The organism is Streptomyces sp. NPDC029138 (genome assembly GCF_055564375.1).
Window position 1 is genome coordinate 48,221 of record NZ_JBVHWM010000036.1, and the last position, 17,014, is coordinate 65,234.

At 70.8% G+C, this 17,014-nt stretch carries 12 protein-coding genes; 7 read left to right on the plus strand and 5 right to left on the minus strand.

The window, feature by feature from the left end:
- The first annotated feature begins 76 nt into the window (after positions 1-76).
- From ACZ4WH_RS25640 to ACZ4WH_RS25665, 6 genes are all read left to right on the plus strand, one after another.
- Positions 77-1,081, plus strand: a complete 1,005-nt coding sequence (locus ACZ4WH_RS25640) for a carbohydrate ABC transporter permease (RefSeq protein ID WP_468184433.1) — start codon at positions 77-79, stop codon at positions 1,079-1,081.
- A gap of 19 nt (positions 1,082-1,100) precedes the next feature.
- Positions 1,101-2,006 carry a sugar ABC transporter permease gene (locus ACZ4WH_RS25645; protein ID WP_468184435.1) on the plus strand — a complete coding sequence of 302 codons (906 nt, stop codon included), beginning with the start codon at positions 1,101-1,103 and terminating at the stop codon, positions 2,004-2,006.
- Positions 2,007-2,138: 132 nt separating this feature from the next.
- Positions 2,139-3,821, plus strand: coding sequence for a glycoside hydrolase family 13 protein (locus tag ACZ4WH_RS25650; protein ID WP_468184437.1), 1,683 nt, complete (start codon positions 2,139-2,141; stop codon positions 3,819-3,821).
- A 176-nt stretch (positions 3,822-3,997) separates the two neighbouring features.
- Positions 3,998-5,374, plus strand: a complete 1,377-nt coding sequence (locus ACZ4WH_RS25655; protein WP_468184440.1) for an alpha-amylase — start codon at positions 3,998-4,000, stop codon at positions 5,372-5,374.
- A 91-nt stretch (positions 5,375-5,465) separates the two neighbouring features.
- Entirely contained in the window at positions 5,466-10,832 is a 5,367-nt protein-coding gene (gene pulA / locus ACZ4WH_RS25660; protein WP_468184443.1) for a pullulanase-type alpha-1,6-glucosidase, read from the plus strand.
- A gap of 32 nt (positions 10,833-10,864) precedes the next feature.
- On the plus strand, positions 10,865-11,227 hold the full coding sequence (locus ACZ4WH_RS25665; protein WP_468184445.1) for a 5-carboxymethyl-2-hydroxymuconate Delta-isomerase: 363 nt from the start codon (positions 10,865-10,867) through the stop codon (positions 11,225-11,227).
- Position 11,228: 1 nt separating this feature from the next.
- Here the strand turns inward: ACZ4WH_RS25665 and ACZ4WH_RS25670 are convergent, their stop codons facing one another.
- From ACZ4WH_RS25670 to ACZ4WH_RS25690, 5 genes are all read right to left on the minus strand, one after another.
- The gene (locus ACZ4WH_RS25670; protein WP_468184447.1) at positions 11,229-11,918 is read right to left on the minus strand and encodes a TetR/AcrR family transcriptional regulator; all 690 of its coding nucleotides are present in this window, start codon (positions 11,916-11,918) and stop codon (positions 11,229-11,231) included.
- A 36-nt stretch (positions 11,919-11,954) separates the two neighbouring features.
- Positions 11,955-12,977: a PDR/VanB family oxidoreductase gene (locus ACZ4WH_RS25675; protein WP_468184450.1), complete on the minus strand. Its 1,023-nt coding sequence runs from the start codon at positions 12,975-12,977 to the stop codon at positions 11,955-11,957.
- Positions 12,977-13,855, minus strand: coding sequence for a metal-dependent hydrolase (locus ACZ4WH_RS25680; RefSeq protein ID WP_468184452.1), 879 nt, complete (start codon positions 13,853-13,855; stop codon positions 12,977-12,979). Before ACZ4WH_RS25680 ends, ACZ4WH_RS25675 begins: the two co-directional genes overlap by 1 nt.
- Positions 13,856-13,924: 69 nt before the next feature.
- Positions 13,925-15,883, minus strand: coding sequence for a hypothetical protein (locus tag ACZ4WH_RS25685; protein WP_468184454.1), 1,959 nt, complete (start codon positions 15,881-15,883; stop codon positions 13,925-13,927).
- A gap of 49 nt (positions 15,884-15,932) precedes the next feature.
- Positions 15,933-16,451 carry a tetratricopeptide repeat protein gene (locus ACZ4WH_RS25690; protein ID WP_468184531.1) on the minus strand — a complete coding sequence of 173 codons (519 nt, stop codon included), beginning with the start codon at positions 16,449-16,451 and terminating at the stop codon, positions 15,933-15,935.
- Positions 16,452-16,547: 96 nt separating this feature from the next.
- Here ACZ4WH_RS25690 and ACZ4WH_RS25695 point away from each other — a divergent pair, with 96 nt between their 5' ends.
- Positions 16,548-16,940, plus strand: coding sequence for a hypothetical protein (locus tag ACZ4WH_RS25695; protein WP_468184457.1), 393 nt, complete (start codon positions 16,548-16,550; stop codon positions 16,938-16,940).
- Positions 16,941-17,014 lie beyond the last annotated feature (74 nt).

Below are 17,014 nucleotides of genomic sequence, written 5' to 3' on the forward strand. Positions count from 1 at the left end.
CATGAAGAGGGGGAAGGATCCGGCGGCCGCCGCCCTGTGCCCGGCCCAACCCTTGATCTTTTGAAGGTGTCGAACCATGACAGTCGCCATCGACCGCGCGACCGGCAAGCGCCGCGGTGACCGCGCGCCGCGGCCCGGGCTGGGGCAGCGCGTCAGAAACGGTTTGCAGAAGTACTGGTACGCCTACGCGATGATCGCCCCGGTGGTCGTCGTGCTCGGCGTCCTCGTGGGCTACCCGCTGGCCCGGGGCCTCTACCTCACCCTCACCGACGCCAACAGCCTCAACTCGGCGCGCACGATCGGCGTCAACCACATCGACGCCACCTACAGGTTCATCGGCCTGGACAACTACCAGGACATCCTGTTCGGCCCGACGGCGTACGACCGCTTCTGGTCGCACTTCCTGTGGACCGTGTTCTGGACGGCCGCCTGCGTGGCCCTGCACTACAGCATCGGTCTCGGCCTCGCGCTCATGCTCAACCAGAAGCTGCGCGGCCGTACCGTCTACCGGCTGCTGCTCGTCCTGCCCTGGGCCGTGCCGACCTTCGTCACCGTCTTCTCCTGGCGGATCATGCTCGCCGACTCCGGCGTGCTCAACCAGATCCTCGGCGCCCTCCACCTGCCCCAGCCGGAGTGGCTGGAGGACACCTTCTGGCAGCGGTTCGCCGCGATCATGGTCAACACCTGGTGTGGTGTGCCGTTCATGATGCTGTCCCTGCTCGGCGGCCTCCAGTCCATCGACTCCTCGCTCTACGAGGCCGCCGAGATGGACGGCGCCTCCGCCTGGCAGCGGTTCCGGCACGTCACCCTGCCCGGCCTGCGCTCGGTCAGCTCCACCGTCGTGCTGCTCGGCATCATCTGGACCTTCAACCAGTTCGTCATCATCTTCCTGCTGTTCGGCAAGAACTCCGCCCCGGACGCCCAGATCCTCGTCACCTGGGCCTACCAGCTGGGCTTCGGCCAGCAGCCGCGCGACTTCGCCCAGTCCGCCGCGTACGGGGTGCTGCTGCTGTCGATCCTGACCGTCTTCACCTCCTTCTACTTCCGCTGGCTGAAGCGCAATGACCAGCTCGCCGTCTGACGCCGCAGGAGCCGCCGCCATGAGCACCACGACCCTGGACAAGACCGAGACCGCCCCGGCCCCCGCACCCGCGCCCCGGCGCCGCGTGCGCCGGCGCGGCGAGCGCGGCCCGGCCGGCGCCGCCCTGCTGCACGGCGGCCTCGCCGTGGCGAGCCTGATCGCCCTGGCCCCGGTGGCCTGGCTGTTCTACCTGTCCCTCGGCCCGGACAAGGAGGACTACCTGCACCCGGGCGGGATCGCGGGAAAGCTGACCTTCTCCAACTACGGCTTCGTGCTGGAGCACACCGGGTTCCTCGACTGGTTCGAGTCGACGATGATCGTGGCCCTCGGCACCACCTTCATCGGTGTCCTCGTTGCCGCCACCACCGGCTACGCGGTCTCCCGCATGCGCTTCCCCGGATACAAACAGCTGATGTGGGTCCTGCTGCTCACGCAGGCCTTCCCGATCGCCGTCCTCATCGTGCCGATGTACGAGATCTTCAGCGAACTCGGCCTCATCGACACCTACTGGGCGCTGATCCTCATCAACTGCACCACCGCCGTGCCGTACAGCGCCTGGCTGCTCAAGGGGTACTTCGACACCATCCCCTTCGAGATCGACGAGGCCGGGCGCGTGGACGGGCTCAGCCCCTTCGGCACCTTCTTCCGGCTCATCCTGCCGCTGGCCCGCCCGGGCCTGGCCGTGGCCGCGTTCTACAACTTCATCACCGCCGTCGGCGAGGTCGCCTTCGCGACCACCTTCCTGCTGGACGACTCCAAGTACACCTTCGCCGTCGGCCTCCAGACCTTCGTCAGCGAGCACGACGCCCAGTGGAACTACATGGCCGCCACCGCGGTGCTGATCGCGATACCCGTGACCGTGTTCTTCTACCTCGTGCAGAAGAACCTCGTCACCGGTCTCACCGCCGGCGGCACCAAGGGCTGAGGCCCGCACCCGACCAGGCGGGCCGCTGTGTCCTTCCACCCCGCTGTCACCGCGGCCCGCCTCGCAGTCCCGCCCGGCCGCCCGCCGCCGTACCCACCGACCACCATGCCCCTGTTACGTATCAAGGACGCCATGAGCCAGCAGCACCCTGCCGCACCGGCCCGCCACTCTGCCGTCACCGTCGCCGACCGCCGCGACTGGTGGCGGGACGCGGTCATCTACCAGGTCTATCCGCGCAGCTTCGCCGACAGCAACGGCGACGGCATGGGCGACCTGGAGGGCGTACGCTCCCGTCTGCCCCACCTGCGTGACCTCGGCGTCGACGCCGTGTGGCTCAGCCCCTTCTACGCCTCCCCGCAGGCCGACGCCGGCTATGACGTAGCCGACTACCGTGCCGTCGACCCCATGTTCGGCTCCCTGCTGGACGCCGACGCGCTCATCCGCGACGCCCACGCGCAGGGCCTGCGCATCATCGTGGACCTGGTCCCGAACCACTCCTCCGACCAGCACGAGTGGTTCAAGCGCGCCCTCGCCGAGGGTCCCGGCTCCCCGCTGCGCGAGCGCTACCACTTCCGCCCCGGCAAGGGGAAGAACGGCGAACTCCCGCCCAACGACTGGGAGTCCATCTTCGGCGGCCCGGCCTGGACCCGGGTGACCGAGCCGGACGGCACCCCCGGCGAGTGGTACCTCCACCTCTTCGCCCCCGAGCAGCCCGACTTCAACTGGAACCACCCGGCCGTCGGCGACGAGTTCCGCTCCATCCTCCGCTTCTGGCTGGACATGGGCGTGGACGGCTTCCGCATCGACGTCGCCCACGGCCTGGTCAAGGCGGAGGGCCTGCCCGACCTCGGCGCCCACGACCAGCTCAAGCTGCTGGGCAACGATGTCATGCCGTTCTTCGACCAGGACGGCGTGCACGAGATCTACCGCCAGTGGCGCAAGATCCTCGACGAGTATTCGGGCGAGCGCATCTTCGTGGCCGAGGCCTGGACCCCGACCGTCGAGCGCACCGCCAACTACGTCCGCCCCGACGAACTCCACCAGGCCTTCAACTTCCAGTACCTGGGCACGGAGTGGGACGCGAAGGAACTGCGCACGGTCATCGACCGCACCCTGGAGGCCATGCGCCCGGTCGGCGCCCCCGCCACCTGGGTGCTGTCCAACCACGACGTCACCCGGCACGCCACCCGCTTCGCCAACCCGCCCGGCCTCGGCACCCAGATCCGCACCGCCGGTGACAGGGAGCTGGGCCTGCGCCGCGCCCGCGCGGCCACCCTCCTGATGCTCGCCCTGCCCGGCTCGGCGTACATCTACCAGGGCGAGGAACTGGGGCTTCCGGACGTCGTGGACCTGCCCGACGAGGTGCGCCAGGACCCGGCGTACTTCCGGGGCGCCGGCCAGGACGGCTTCCGAGACGGCTGCCGGGTCCCGATCCCGTGGACCCGCGAGGGCTCCTCCTACGGCTTCGGCAGCGGCGGCAGCTGGCTCCCGCAGCCGGCCGACTGGGCCGAGCTGAGCGTGGCGGCGCAGACCGGCGTCCCCGGCTCCACGCTGGAGCTGTACCGGGCCGCGCTGCGCGCGCGCCGCGCCCACCCGGACCTCGGCGCGGGGGAGGCGGTGGAGTGGCTGCGGGCGCCCGAGGGCGTCCTGGCCTTCCGGCGCGGGGAGTTCGTGTGCGTCGCGAACACCACGGGCGAGTCGGTGACGACACCGTCGTACGGCCGTGTCCTCCTCACCAGCGGTGAGGTGACCGAGGCGGACGGCGAGACGAAGGTGCCCGCCGACACCACGGTCTGGTGGACGACGACGGACTGACACCCGGACGCGGGGCCCGATTTGAGGCCCCGTCTGAAAGTTCTTGCATCAACTTCACAACGGCCCGCTGCCTTTCGGCCAGCGGGCCTTTAACATCTGCGTCACCGCAAGCTTGCTGAAATATTTCAGCAAGCGCCATCAGCGGTCCAGTTGCCTTCAACGTCGAAGGACCCCACATGGCACGCAGAACCCTCCCCACGGCGGTCGCCCTCACGGCCGCCGCTCTGGTTGGCATGACCCCGACGGCCGCCGAGGCCTCCCCGCCCGGCACCAAGGACGTCACCGCCGTCCTCTTCGAGTGGAACTACGCCTCGGTGGCCAAGGAGTGCACCAGCACCCTCGGCCCCGCCGGCTACGGATACGTCCAGGTCTCCCCGCCCGCCGAGCACATACAGGGGGCGCAGTGGTGGACGTCGTACCAGCCCGTGTCGTACAGGATCGCGGGCCGCCTCGGCGACCGCACGGCGTTCCGGAACATGGTCAACACCTGCCACGCGGCCGGTGTGAAGGTCGTCGCCGACACCGTGATCAACCACATGTCGGCGGGCAGCGGCACCGGCACCGGGGGCTCGTCGTACACGAAGTACGACTACCCGGGCCTGTACTCGGTCTACGACTTCGACGACTGCACCTCCCAGGTGTCGAACTACTCCGACCGCTGGAACGTGCAGCACTGCGAACTCGTCGGCCTCGCCGACCTGGACACCGGTGAGGAGTACGTCCGCAAGACCGTCGCCGGCTACCTGAACGACCTCCTCACCCTCGGTGTCGACGGCTTCCGCGTCGACGCCGCCAAGCACATCCCGGCCGGCGACCTGGCGAACATCAAGAGCCGCCTGACCAACCCGTCGGTCTACTGGAAGCAGGAGGTCATCTACGGGGCGGGCGAGGCCGTCCAGCCCTCCGAGTACACCGGCAACGGAGACGTCCAGGAGTTCCGCTACGCCTACGACCTCAAGCGCGTCTTCAACAACGAGAAGCTGGCCTACCTCACCAACTACGGCGAGGGCTGGGGCTATCTGAGCAGTTCGGTCGCGGGCGTCTTCGTCGACAACCACGACACCGAGCGCAACGGCAGCACGCTGAACTACAAGAGCGGGGCCAACTACACCCTGGCCAACGTCTTCATGCTCGCCTGGCCGTACGGCGCCCCGGACATCAACTCCGGCTACGAGTGGTCGGACGCCGACGCCGGCCCGCCCAACGGCGGCCAGGTGAACGCCTGCTGGCAGGACGGCTGGAAGTGCCAGCACGCCTGGCCGGAGATCAAGTTCATGGTCGCCTTCCGCAACGCCACCCGCGGCCAGGCGGTCACCAACTGGTGGGACAACGGCAACAACGCGATCGCGTTCGGCCGGGGCGGCAAGGGCTATGTGGCGATCAACCACGAGTCCTCGTCCCTGACCCGCACCTACCAGACGTCCCTGCCGGCCGGGACGTACTGCAACGTCCAGAACAACACCCCGGTGACCGTGAACTCCAGCGGACAGTTCACCGCCACCCTCGGCTCGAACACGGCCCTGGCGCTCTACGCCGGCAAGTCGAGCTGCTGAACACCCGCCTGACGGGGCGTGAAACGTCTTACGGGGGGTTTCACGCCTCTTGCTGCAAACCCTCAGTCACCCTCGCAAGGAGTTACCGCCTGTGATACCGAGAGCGAGACGGGCCGCGGCCGTCACCGCCGTGGCCCTCGCCGCGGCCCTGCTCCAGCCGTCGGCCGCCCGTGCCGCCACCCCACCCGCACCCCCTTCGGACGCGAAGCTCGCCGCCGTACCCGCCCGGCACGACGACACCCGCGAGCAGTTCTACTTCGTCATGCCGGACCGGTTCGCCAACGGGGACACGTCCAACGACAAGGGCGGCCTGACCGGCTCCCGCCTGTCCACCGGGTACGACCCCACCGACAAGGGCTTCTACCAGGGCGGCGACCTCAAGGGCCTGACGAGGAAGCTGGACTACGTCAAGGGGCTCGGCACCACCGCCATCTGGCTGGCGCCGATCTTCAGGAACCGCCCGGTGCAGGGCACCGGCAGCAACGCCTCGGCGGGCTACCACGGTTACTGGATCACCGACTTCACCCAGGTCGACCCGCACTTCGGCACCAACGACGACCTCAAGTCCCTCATCTCCAAGGCGCACGCCAAGGGCATGAAGGTCTTCTTCGACGTCATCACCAACCACACGGCCGACGTCGTGGACTACGGGGAGAAGTCCTACGACTACCTGTCCAAGGGCGCCTTCCCTTACCTGACCGAGGACGGGAAGCCCTTCGACGACGCCGACTACGCGGACGGCGGCAGGAAGTTCCCGGCCGTCTCCGGCGCCTCCTTCCCGTACACCCCGAAGGTCACCAGCCGGTCCAAGGTTCCGGCCTGGCTCAACGACCCGGCGATGTACCACGACCGGGGCGACTCGACGTACGCCGGCGAGTCCACCACCTACGGCGACTTCTCCGGCCTGGACGACCTGTGGACCGAGCGTCCCGAGGTCGTCCACGGCTTGGAGAAGATCTACGAGCGGTGGGTGAAGGACTTCGCCGTCGACGGCTTCCGGATCGACACCGTCAAGCACGTGAACATGGAGTTCTGGACCCAGTGGGCCACCGCGCTGGACCGGTACGCCGCCGGGCGCGGGCGGAAGAACTTCTTCATGTTCGGCGAGGTCTACTCCGCCGACACCGCCGTCACCTCCCCGTACGTCACCGAGGGCCGCCTGGACGCCACCCTCGACTTCCCCTTCCAGGACGCGGCCCGCGGCTACGCCTCCCAGGGCGGCAGCGCGCGGAAGCTCGCGAGCGTCTTCGGTGACGACTACCGGTACACGACCGACAAGGCCAACGCCTACGAGCAGGTCACCTTCCTCGGCAACCACGACATGGGCCGCGTCGGGTACTTCCTGAAGCAGGACAACCCGAAGGCGACCGACGCCGAGATCCTGAAGAAGGACAGACTCGCCCACCAGCTCATGTTCCTCAGCCGGGGCAACCCGGTCGTCTACTACGGCGACGAGCAGGGCTTCACCGGCTCCGGCGGCGACAAGGACGCCCGCCAGACCATGTTCGCCTCCAAGGTCGCCGACTACCTGGACGACGACGAGATCGGCACCGACCGCACCCACGCGAGCGCCGCCTACGACACGAAGGCCCCGCTCTACCGGGACATCGCCGCCCTGGCCGAGCTGCGCAAGGCCAACCCGGCCCTGACGGACGGCGTGCAGACCGAGCGGTACGCGGCCGACGGCGCCGGGATCTACGCCGTCACCCGCACGGACGCCGGGAGCGGCCAGGAGTACGTCGTCGCGTTCAACAACGCGGACGAGGCGAAGACGGCGACCTTCGCGACCGGATCCGCGGACATGTCGTACCGGGGGATCTACGGCGCCACCGACTCCGTGAGGACGGACGGGGACAAGAAGCTCACCGTCACCGTCCCGGCCGGCTCCGCCGTCGTCTACAAGGCCGCCGACGCCCTCGAAAAGCCCGCCACCGAGCCGACCCTCACCCTGAAGGCGCCCGCCGCCGGAGCCACCGGGACGGTCGGTCTGGAAGCCGACGTCGACGGCGGTCAGCTGAACCGGGTCGTCTTCGCCGCACAGGTCGGCAACGGCACGTGGAAGACGCTCGGCTCCGCCGACCACGCCCCCTACAAGGTCACCCAGACCCTCGGCAAGGACGTGCCCGCCGGCACCGCCCTGCGCTACAAGGCCGTCGTCATCGACTCGGCCGGGCGCACCGTGAGCGCCACGGCGAGCAGCACCACCGGCACCCCGCCCGCGCCCGAGGTCCCCACGGCCTCCTCCCGGGACTACGCGATCGTCCACTACAAGCGCACCGACGGCGACTACGCCGACTGGGGCCTGTACGCCTGGGGCGACCTCGCCGACGGCGAGGCCACGAACTGGCCCGCCAGCCACCCCTTCACCGGCCGGGACGCCTACGGCGCCTTCGCCTACGTCAAGCTGAGGCCCGGCGCCTCCAGCGTCGGCTTCCTGGTCATCGACAAGGACGGCACCAAGGACGTCTCCGCCGACCGGTCCATCGACGTCACCAGGACGGGTGAGGTCTGGATCGAGCAGGGCAAGGCCGACGTACGGACGGAACGGCCCGACCATCCCGCCCAGGACAGGACCAGAGCGGTCCTGCACTACCACCGTGCCGACGGGAACTACGACGGCTGGGGCCTGCACGTCTGGACGGGTGCCGCGAACCCCACCGACTGGTCGAACCCGCTGAAGCCGGTGAAGACTGATCCCTATGGCGCGGTCTTCGAGGTGCCGCTCTCCGAGGGTGCCACCAGCCTCAGCTACATCCTCCACAAGGGCGACGAGAAGGATCTCCCGGCCGACCAGTCCCTGGACCTCAAGGCCGCTGGCAACGAGGTCTGGCTGTTGAACGGCCAGGAGCAGTACCTGCTGCCCCAGCCGGCCGGCAGTGCCGCCGCACTGGACCTGACCACCTCCAAGGCGGTCTGGATCGACCGGAACACCCTCGCCTGGAACGGCGTCGACGGCGCCGCCTCCACCCAGCTGCTGTACTCCCGCGACGGCTCGCTCACCGTCAAGGACGGGGCGCTGACCAGCGACGACGAGCGCTGGCTCCGGCTGGACAAGACGGCACTGACCGACGCGCAGAAGGCGAGGTTCCCGCATCTGAAGGACTACACCGCCTGGTCCGTCGACCCGCGCGACCGCGACCGGGTCCGTGAGGCGCTGGGGGGCCAGCTCGTGGCCTCGCAGCGCGCCGTCAACGGCGCCGTGCTCGCGGCGACCGGCGTGCAGACCGCCGGGGTGCTGGACGACCTCTACCCCGGCGCCACCAAGGCGAAGCTCGGCCCGGTCTTCCACGACGGCAGGCCCACGCTCTCCGTCTGGGCGCCGACGGCCCAGTCCGTGCACCTCGACCTCGACGGCAGGGCCGTCAAGATGCACCGGAACGCCGGCACCGGCGTCTGGTCCGTCACCGGCCCCGCGTCCTGGAAGGGCAAGCCCTACCGGTACGTCGTCACGGTGTGGGCGCCCAGCGTCCGCAAGCTGGTCACCAACAAGGTCACCGACCCGTACTCGGTGGCGCTCACCGCGAACTCCGAGCGCAGCCTGGTCGTGGACCTGAACGATCCGTCCCTCGCCCCGGCCGGCTGGTCGACGCTGCGCAAGCCCAGGGCCGTACCGCTGAAGGACGCGCAGATCCAGGAGCTGCACATCCGCGACTTCTCCGTCGAGGACCGCACCGCGAAGCACCCGGGCACCTATCTGGCCTTCACCGACAAGAACAGCGACGGCTCGAAGCACCTCCGGGCGCTGGCCGGGGCCGGGACGTCGTACGTCCACCTCCTGCCCGCCTTCGACATCGCCACGATCCCCGAGAAGAAGGCCGACCAGGCGACCACGGACTGCGACCTGGCCTCCTACCCGGCCGACTCCGACAAGCAGCAGGAGTGCGTGGCGAGGACCGCCGCCAAGGACGCCTACAACTGGGGCTACGACCCGTACCACTACACGGTCCCCGAGGGCTCGTACGCCACCGACCCGGACGGCACGGCCCGTACGGTCCAGTTCCGCGAGATGGTGCAGGCGCTGAACCAGGACGGCCTCAGGGTCGTCATGGACGTCGTCTACAACCACACCGCGGCGAGCGGCCAGGCGGACACCAGCGTCCTGGACAGGATCGTGCCCGGCTACTACCAGCGGCTCCTCGCCGACGGCTCGGTGGCCGACAGCACCTGCTGCGCCAACACCGCGCCGGAGAACGCGATGATGGGCAAGCTGGTCGTGGACTCGATCGTCACCTGGGCGAAGCAGTACAAGGTCGACGGGTTCCGCTTCGACCTCATGGGCCACCACCCCAAGGCCAACATCCTGGCCGTCCGCAAGGCCCTCGACGCGCTGACCGTGGAGAAGGACGGCGTCGACGGCAAGAAGATCATCCTGTACGGGGAGGGCTGGAACTTCGGCGAGGTCGCGAACGACGCCCGGTTCGTGCAGGCCACGCAGGCGAACATGGCCGGCACCGGCATCGCCACCTTCTCCGACCGCGCCCGTGACGCGGTGCGCGGCGGCGGCCCCTTCGACGAGGACCCCGGCGTCCAGGGCTTCGCGTCCGGGCTCTACACCGACCCCAACGCGTCAACGGCCAACGGCACTAAGGAGGAGCAGAAGGCACGCCTGCTGCACTACCAGGACCTGATCAAGGTCGGCCTGACCGGCAACCTGGCCGCGTACCGGTTCACGGACACCGACGGCAGGGAGGTGACCGGCGCCGGGATCGACTACAACGGCGCGCCCGCCGGCTACGCGGACGCGCCCGGCGACGCCCTCGCCTATGTGGACGCGCACGACAACGAGTCGCTGTTCGACGCGCTGACCTACAAGCTGCCGAAGGACACGTCGGCCTCCGACCGGGCCCGGATGCAGGTCCTCGCGATGGCCACGGCCGCCCTCTCCCAGGGCCCCGCGCTCTCCCAGGCGGGCACCGACCTGCTGCGCTCGAAGTCCCTGGACCGCAACTCCTTCGACAGCGGGGACTGGTTCAACGCCATCCACTGGAACTGCGCCGACGGCAACGGCTTCGGGCGCGGGCTGCCCCCGGCGGCCGACAACCAGTCCAAGTGGGACCACGCGAGGCCGCTGCTGAGCACGGTCAAGGTCGGCTGTGAGCAGATCACCGGTGCCTCGGCCGCCTACCGGGACCTGCTGAAGATCCGCACGACCGAGAAGGCGTTCTCGCTCGGGACGGCCGAGCGGGTGCAGGAGCGGCTGTCGTTCCCGCTGTCCGGCAAGGACGAGACGCCGGGCGTGATCACCATGCGCCTCGGTGACCTGGTCGTCGTCTTCAACGCCACCCCACAGCGGCAGGAGCAGAAGATCGGCGCCCTCGCCGGGACGCCGTACCGGCTGCACCCGGTGCAGGCGGCGGGCGCCGACGAGGTGGTGAAGACCGCCGCCTACGCGGCCGGCTCGGGCACGTTCACCGTGCCCCCGCGGACCGTCGCGGTGTTCACCCGGGCGGGGAACTAGGGTGAGGCCGTTGCCGTAGAACAGGAGTGCGCATGCCGCAGATCACCATCGACTACTCCGACACCATGGAGAACGCCTTCGACCGCGCGGGCTTCGCCCGGGCGTTGCACGAGGCGACCGTGGAGATCGCGGCGGCGAAGCCGGAGGCCTGCAAGACGCAGTTCCGGCCGAGCGCGCACACGGTGTTCGGGTACGAGGACCCCGGGGCGCGCGGGCACGCCGTCGTGCACGTGACGATCGGGCTCCTCGCCGGACGAAGCGACGAGACGAAGGCGAAGCTGACGGAGACGGTTCTGGAACTGCTCCGCGAGCATGTGGCGGACGCGGCGTTCACCCTGCACGCCTCCGCCGAGATCCGCGACCTCGACCCGTCGTACCGGAAGTTCGACCGGTAGGTCAGGGCGCCAGGGACAGCAGCCGGCCGGCCAGCTCCGCGAAGGGGCCGTCGGCCGGCTCGTCCTTCACCATGGTGCGGAGCAGGACGGCCATGTCCTCGTCGTAGGCGGCGCTGACGGCGGCCAGCGCGGCGAAGTCGTGCACGAGCTGCTTCTCCAGCTCGGCACGCGGGATGCGCCGGCCGTCCAGCCAGATGAGCGCCGTGGACTCGGCGAGCGAGATCCAGGAGCGGACGACCAGCTCCAGACGGGGGGAGGCCTCGGTCACGCCCAGATGCGACAGGATCTGGTCGTACGCGGCCTGCCGGACGGAGTCGATGAGCGCGTTGGTCGCCGTGGAGCCGACCGCCGGGCCGCCGCGCATCAGCGCCGAGAAACCGGGGCCGTGCTCGTCCACGAAGTCGAAGAAGCGGCCCATCACGCGCAGCAGCCGGGCGCCCAGCGGGCCCTCGCGCGGCTCGGCGAACCGGCTCGCGAGGTCCTCCGACGCACGCTTCAACGCGGCCTCGTACAGGCTGAGTTTGCCGGGGAAGTAGTGGTAGACGAGCGGCCGCGAGATGCCCGCCGCCGAGGCTATCTCGTCGATGGAGACCTCGTCGGGCGAGCGTCGGCTGAACAGGTCGAGGGCGACGCCGATCAGCTGCTGCCGACGCTCCTCGACGCCCATCCTGCGGCGAACCCCGGTACTCATGCGAACACTTTACCGATCGGTTCGGGCCGCCCGTGATCACATGTCGAGCACCAGGCGATCACTCCGCGCCCGGGAGACACAGATCAGCATCGAGTCGTGCCGCTCCGCGTCCGTCAGCAGCTCGTCCCGGTGGTCGATCTCCCCGTCCAGCACCCGCTGCCGGCAGGTCCCGCAGAACCCCTGCTCGCAGGAGTAGGCGGTGTCCGGCAGCTCCCGGCGTACGGCGGCCAGGACGGTGGAGTCGACGGAAACCGTCAACGTCCGCCCGCTGCGGCGCAGTTCGAGCTGGAACTCCGTGTCGCCGCCGACGTCGGCGCGGGGCGCGAACCGTTCGAGACGGACGTCCGGACAGCGTTCCGCGACGGCCGCCATGAGCCCCTCGGGGCCGCAACAGTAGACAACCGCCCCTTCGCCCACCTCCAGCGCGCCGAGATCGGGCCGGCCCTCCACGACGGTCACGTTGCCGCCGCCCAGCTTCTCGACCTCCTCCAGGAACGGCATCGAGGCCCGCTCGCGTCCCGCGTACAGCAGCCGCCAGTCGGCACGGTCCGGGAGCGCCCGCAGCATCGGCAGCAGCGGGGTGATCCCGATCCCGCCGGCGACGAAGACGTACGACTCCGCCTCGACCAGCGGGAAGCGGTTCCGCGGTCCCCGCACCTGAAGTTCCATGCCCTCCGTCACCTGCTCGTGCACTTCACGCGAGCCGCCCCGCCCGTTCTCGGCCAGCCGGACCGCGACGGTGTACGCGGAGGTGTCCTCGGGATCGCCGCACAGCGAGTACTGCCGGACGAGCCCCGACGGCAGGACGAGGTCGAGATGCGCGCCGGGCTCCCAGCGCGGCAAGTCGTGGCCTTCGAGCCGAAGTCGGACGACCCCGTCGGCCACCGTCTCGTGCGAGGTGACCAGCAGCCGCAGTGCCCGCGAGCGTGGCCGGCCCGACGTGGGCTCCTCCAGGGCGGGCAGAGGCCACAGCGGCGAGACCCGGACGCGGCGGCGCAGGGCCCGCCGGGTGAGCAGGGCGGTGCCCGCGACGAGCGCGACGGTGAGCGGCCTTCGCATCACGCGGCCCTCTTCTCGGCCGCCGTGGCCGCGGGGGAGGCGGCCAGGTAGGCGACGGCCTGCTCGGTGTCCCCCTCCTGCGACGGGTGGTAACCGCGGCTCAGATAGCGGGGGACGGACCTGAGGATGTCCCCGGTCGCGGGCAGCAGACCCCGCCTGCCGCGGACGTGGAAGTCCTTGAACGTGGCCTTGCCCTCGACGAGGGTCGGGTCGTTCTCCATGAAGAAGCGCGTCCCGCGCTGCCACAGGAACACCAGCGCGGTGAAGGCGGTGGCCCAGGTCCGTACCCGCCGGGCGTACCCCCCGTCGACGTGCAGGAACAGCTCGAAGGCGACCGAGCGGTGCTCGACCTCCTCCGCGCCGTGCCAGCGCAGCAGATCCAGCATCGTCGGGTCGGCACCGCGCCGGTCCAGTTCCCCGGCGTTCAGCACCCAGTTCCCCAGGAACGCCGTGTAGTGCTCGATGGCCGCGATGAGAGCGACCCGCTCCATCAGCCACCACCTGCGCGGCCTGCCCGGCGGCAGGGTCCGGTCACCGAGCAGCTTCTCGAAGAACCAGTCGACCTGCGCGGTGTACGGCGTCGGGTCCAGCCCCAGCTCGCGCAGGTGCGGCAGCACCTCGTCGTGGGCCTGGGAGTGCATCGCCTCCTGCCCGATGAACCCGATGACGTCCTCGCGGAGCCGGTCGTCGCGGATCAGCGGCAGCACCTGCTTGTACACGTGCACGAACCAGCGCTCACCGGCGGGCAGCAGCAGGTGCAGCACATTGATGGTGTGCGTGGTGAAGGGATCGCCCGGCACCCAGTGCAACGGCGTGCCGTCCCAGGAGAAGGACACCTTGCGTGCCTTGAGCGGCACCCGGGCCTGCTTGTTGGACATGGCGTCAATGTACTGGCGGGTAGGACCGCTGAGAAGCCCTGCGCGCCACCTTGTTGACACTCATGTCAGCTAGTGCAGCCCGCTGATCTCCCGTCCGTCCGCCAAGGTGCCCTTCAGATCGGCCCGCGCACCCTGCTCCGCCTTCACCGCCAGCAACGGCCCCTGCCCGGACGCGGTGACCCCGCCCGTCGCGGAGATCGACGACGTCCCCTCGCTGCCCGCCGCCAGCAGGTACCAGGTCCCCGCCGCCGACTTCCACAGCACCCCGGCCAGCACATGAGGATCGCGCGGCCCGCAGGCCGGCACGTCCGTGCCCTTGGCGACGACCGCCCCGGCCGTCCCGCCCGGCGTGCGGAACTGGGCCAGCGCGGCCGTGCCGTCGCCGCGCCAGGTCTCCGCCCGGGTGCACACCCACGTACCGGACCCTCCCCCACCCCCCGGGCGGGGGGACCCCCATCCCGCTTCGCTCGCGTCGGGCAGCGGCTGCTCGGCGAACTTCCAGGCGTTCACGCTCCGGATGCCCGACGAGCGCTCGGCCGCCAGGGAGCAGGCGAACGGGGCCCAGGTGCGCAGCCCCCGCGCACCGGACGCCTCCCCGGCCGCACCGGGCCGGCCGGCCGTGAGATGGGCCGGGACCAGCTCGCCGAGGTCGGTGGTGAGCCGGGTGCCGGAGGCGTCGGTCAGCTGGAGCACGGTCCACGAGGTGCAGCCGCCGGTCCGCACGGCCGGGCTGGCCAGCGGCGCGGTGACACCGTCGGCCAGGGTGAGCGGCGTCGCGGCCGAGTCCGGCTTCGTCAGGTCCCGCTGAGCGGCCTTCGTCACCCAAGGAGCGGTCAGATAGCGCACGTTGCCGTCCGAGCGGCCGAGCACCAGCGCGCTCGCCCCGGCGCCCGTCGCGCCGTCGACCCGGGCGAAGTCCAGCGCCGCGCCCTGCGTGCCGTTCTTCGGCTCGGCGTAGCGGGCGATGCGCAGGCCGTCGTAGAGGATCACGACACGGGCGGCGTCGACCTCGCCCGCGTACAGCAGCTGGGGCGGGCCGGCCGGGCCGCCGGTCTGGGTGCCGGGGGTCGCCGAGACGCGGACCGTCTCCCCGGGGCGGGCCCAGACGGCGAGGGCGCGGCGCAGCAGGGCCTTGTCGCCGGTGAGCGGGCCGCGCGCGGGCCACACGGAGAAGTCGGTGCGGGCCGAGGTCCGCCAGGCGGAGGGGGCGGCCCGGGTCAGCTTGCCCGGGTCGAGGGCGGCCTCGGCGGCCGGGTTCTCAGCGTACGATGGCGCGGCGGCGCCGTCGGGGCCCCAGCCGCCGCCCGGCAGGGCGACCAGCGCGCCGCACACCGCGAGCGCCGCCGCGGCGGCGAGGACGGCCTTGGTGTGCTGGCGGCGGCGCATCAGATCGGTGGGCCGGGCCTGCAACGAGCACGGGTCGAACTCGGGGGAGGAGAGCAGCCCCGGCTGCATGGGCACACCGTTCGCCGCGGCCAGCGCGCCACCCGGGTCGGTCACCCCGGCGGCGCCGAGGAGGTCGCGGATGTCCGGGTCGGGCAGCTTCTCCAGGCCCCGCAGGACGTAGGCGGCGCGGGCCGGGCCGGACAGGGCGGACAGCCGCTGATCCAGGGCGAGTTCGTCGGCACCGCCGGAGCGCGGGAACAGCCTGAGGCCCCACACCTGGGGGAGCGGCGGCGGCAACTGGGCGAGCCGGGGCAGGCCCGTGCGCGGGCGGGCCGCCTCCAGGGCCGTGCGCAGCACCCGCTCGCGCAGATAGGTGTACCCGGGGTCGCCCTCCCGGCCGGAGCCCTGGGCCGGGATCACGGGCGGCTGCTTGCGGCCCCGGGGCAGGGCGCGCTGGGCGAGGGCGTGTGCGGTCAGGACCCGGCGGCTGCGGCCGAGACCCGGCGGCAGCACCAGGTAGGCGAGCCGGACCAGCCGGGGGTAGTGCTCGACGAGCGCGGCCTCGGCCTGCTCGATGTCGACCGGGCCGGTGCTCCCGGCGGGGGAGGGTGCGTGACGCTGGGATACATCCTGTGACTGCACGTCCGGGAGAACGAGCGAGCCGGCGGTAGGTCACCGCCGGACGAGTGGTTCACACCTGGGGTTCGACCAGGGCGCGCGCGTAGTTCGCCATCGACCGCTGGTAGCGCGGCAGATGCGGGGCGAGCGCGCCGAGCACCAGGGACAGGCCCTCGCGGTCGCGGCCGAGGCTGGACAGGCACAGGGCGAGACAGGCCCGTACCGCGTCGTCCAACTCGTCGGAGGGCGCTTCCAGTTCGGGGGTGAGGAGCTCGACGCCCTCCTCGGCCCGACCGATGTTCCGCAGCGAGCTGGCCAGCTGGATCTTCGTCCGGCGGGCCTTGTAGCCCGTCAGGCCGCGGGCCAGCGCCTCCCGGTACAGCGGCGCCGCCTTGTCGGAGTGCCCCGTCGAGTCCCAGGCGCAGGCCCGCTCGAAGGGGCCGAGCGGGCTGTCGTCCGGTAGCTCGGCGACGAGGGTGTCGATCAGCGCGCGGAACTCGTCCGCGCGCTCCTCGGGATACTCGTCGAAGGAGGCCCAGGCGGCGGTCACGCGGTCTTCCCAGTTCTGGTTCACCGCGTCACCCTCGCACAGCCGTGCGCGCCCGGTCACCGGATTTGAGCGCGGCGCGCGCGGGAGCCGTATCCGAAGGCGCTGACGCATGCTTGGCACACCAGACCGGAGGAACAGATGAGGTTGACAGGACTGCTGCTCGGCGCCGCGGCCGTACTGACGCTGGCGGGCTGCGGCTCGGGCGGGAAGACGGAGTCCGTGCCGCCCACCGCGACCGGCAGCCTGGAGCACCTGGCCGCCGAGGTGAAGTGCGAGCCGAACATGCAGACCGACGCCGACGAGATCCGCCAGGCCATCTGCCGTACCGGAGAGGGAAAGTTCATCCTCGCCACCTTCGCCACCGACCGCGGCCAGCGCGAGTGGATCAACGACGCGAAGGACTACGGCGGTCACTACCTGGTCGGCCGCAAGTGGGTCGCCGTCGGCGACGACGGGGTGGTCGAGGCGCTGCGCGGCACACTCGGCGGCGACCTGGAGGACGGCGCCGACCACCACGCGCACAGCGGCTGACGAGCCTGTCCGAGCACGACGAAGGCCGGTGACGAGGGGGGGATTCGTCACCGGCCTTCTGCTGTGGGCCCGTT

Coding starts and splice junctions, on each gene's coding strand:
- ACZ4WH_RS25670 (WP_468184447.1), bottom strand. CDS start 11,918: ATGAGTACCGGGGTTCGCCGCAGGATGGGCGTCGAGGAGCGTCGGCAG.
- ACZ4WH_RS25675 (WP_468184450.1), bottom strand. CDS start 12,977: ATGCGAAGGCCGCTCACCGTCGCGCTCGTCGCGGGCACCGCCCTGCTC.
- ACZ4WH_RS25640 (WP_468184433.1), top strand. CDS start 77: ATGACAGTCGCCATCGACCGCGCGACCGGCAAGCGCCGCGGTGACCGC.
- ACZ4WH_RS25695 (WP_468184457.1), top strand. CDS start 16,548: ATGAGGTTGACAGGACTGCTGCTCGGCGCCGCGGCCGTACTGACGCTG.
- ACZ4WH_RS25650 (WP_468184437.1), top strand. CDS start 2,139: ATGAGCCAGCAGCACCCTGCCGCACCGGCCCGCCACTCTGCCGTCACC.
- ACZ4WH_RS25655 (WP_468184440.1), top strand. CDS start 3,998: ATGGCACGCAGAACCCTCCCCACGGCGGTCGCCCTCACGGCCGCCGCT.
- ACZ4WH_RS25665 (WP_468184445.1), top strand. CDS start 10,865: ATGCCGCAGATCACCATCGACTACTCCGACACCATGGAGAACGCCTTC.
- ACZ4WH_RS25680 (WP_468184452.1), bottom strand. CDS start 13,855: ATGTCCAACAAGCAGGCCCGGGTGCCGCTCAAGGCACGCAAGGTGTCC.
- ACZ4WH_RS25645 (WP_468184435.1), top strand. CDS start 1,101: ATGAGCACCACGACCCTGGACAAGACCGAGACCGCCCCGGCCCCCGCA.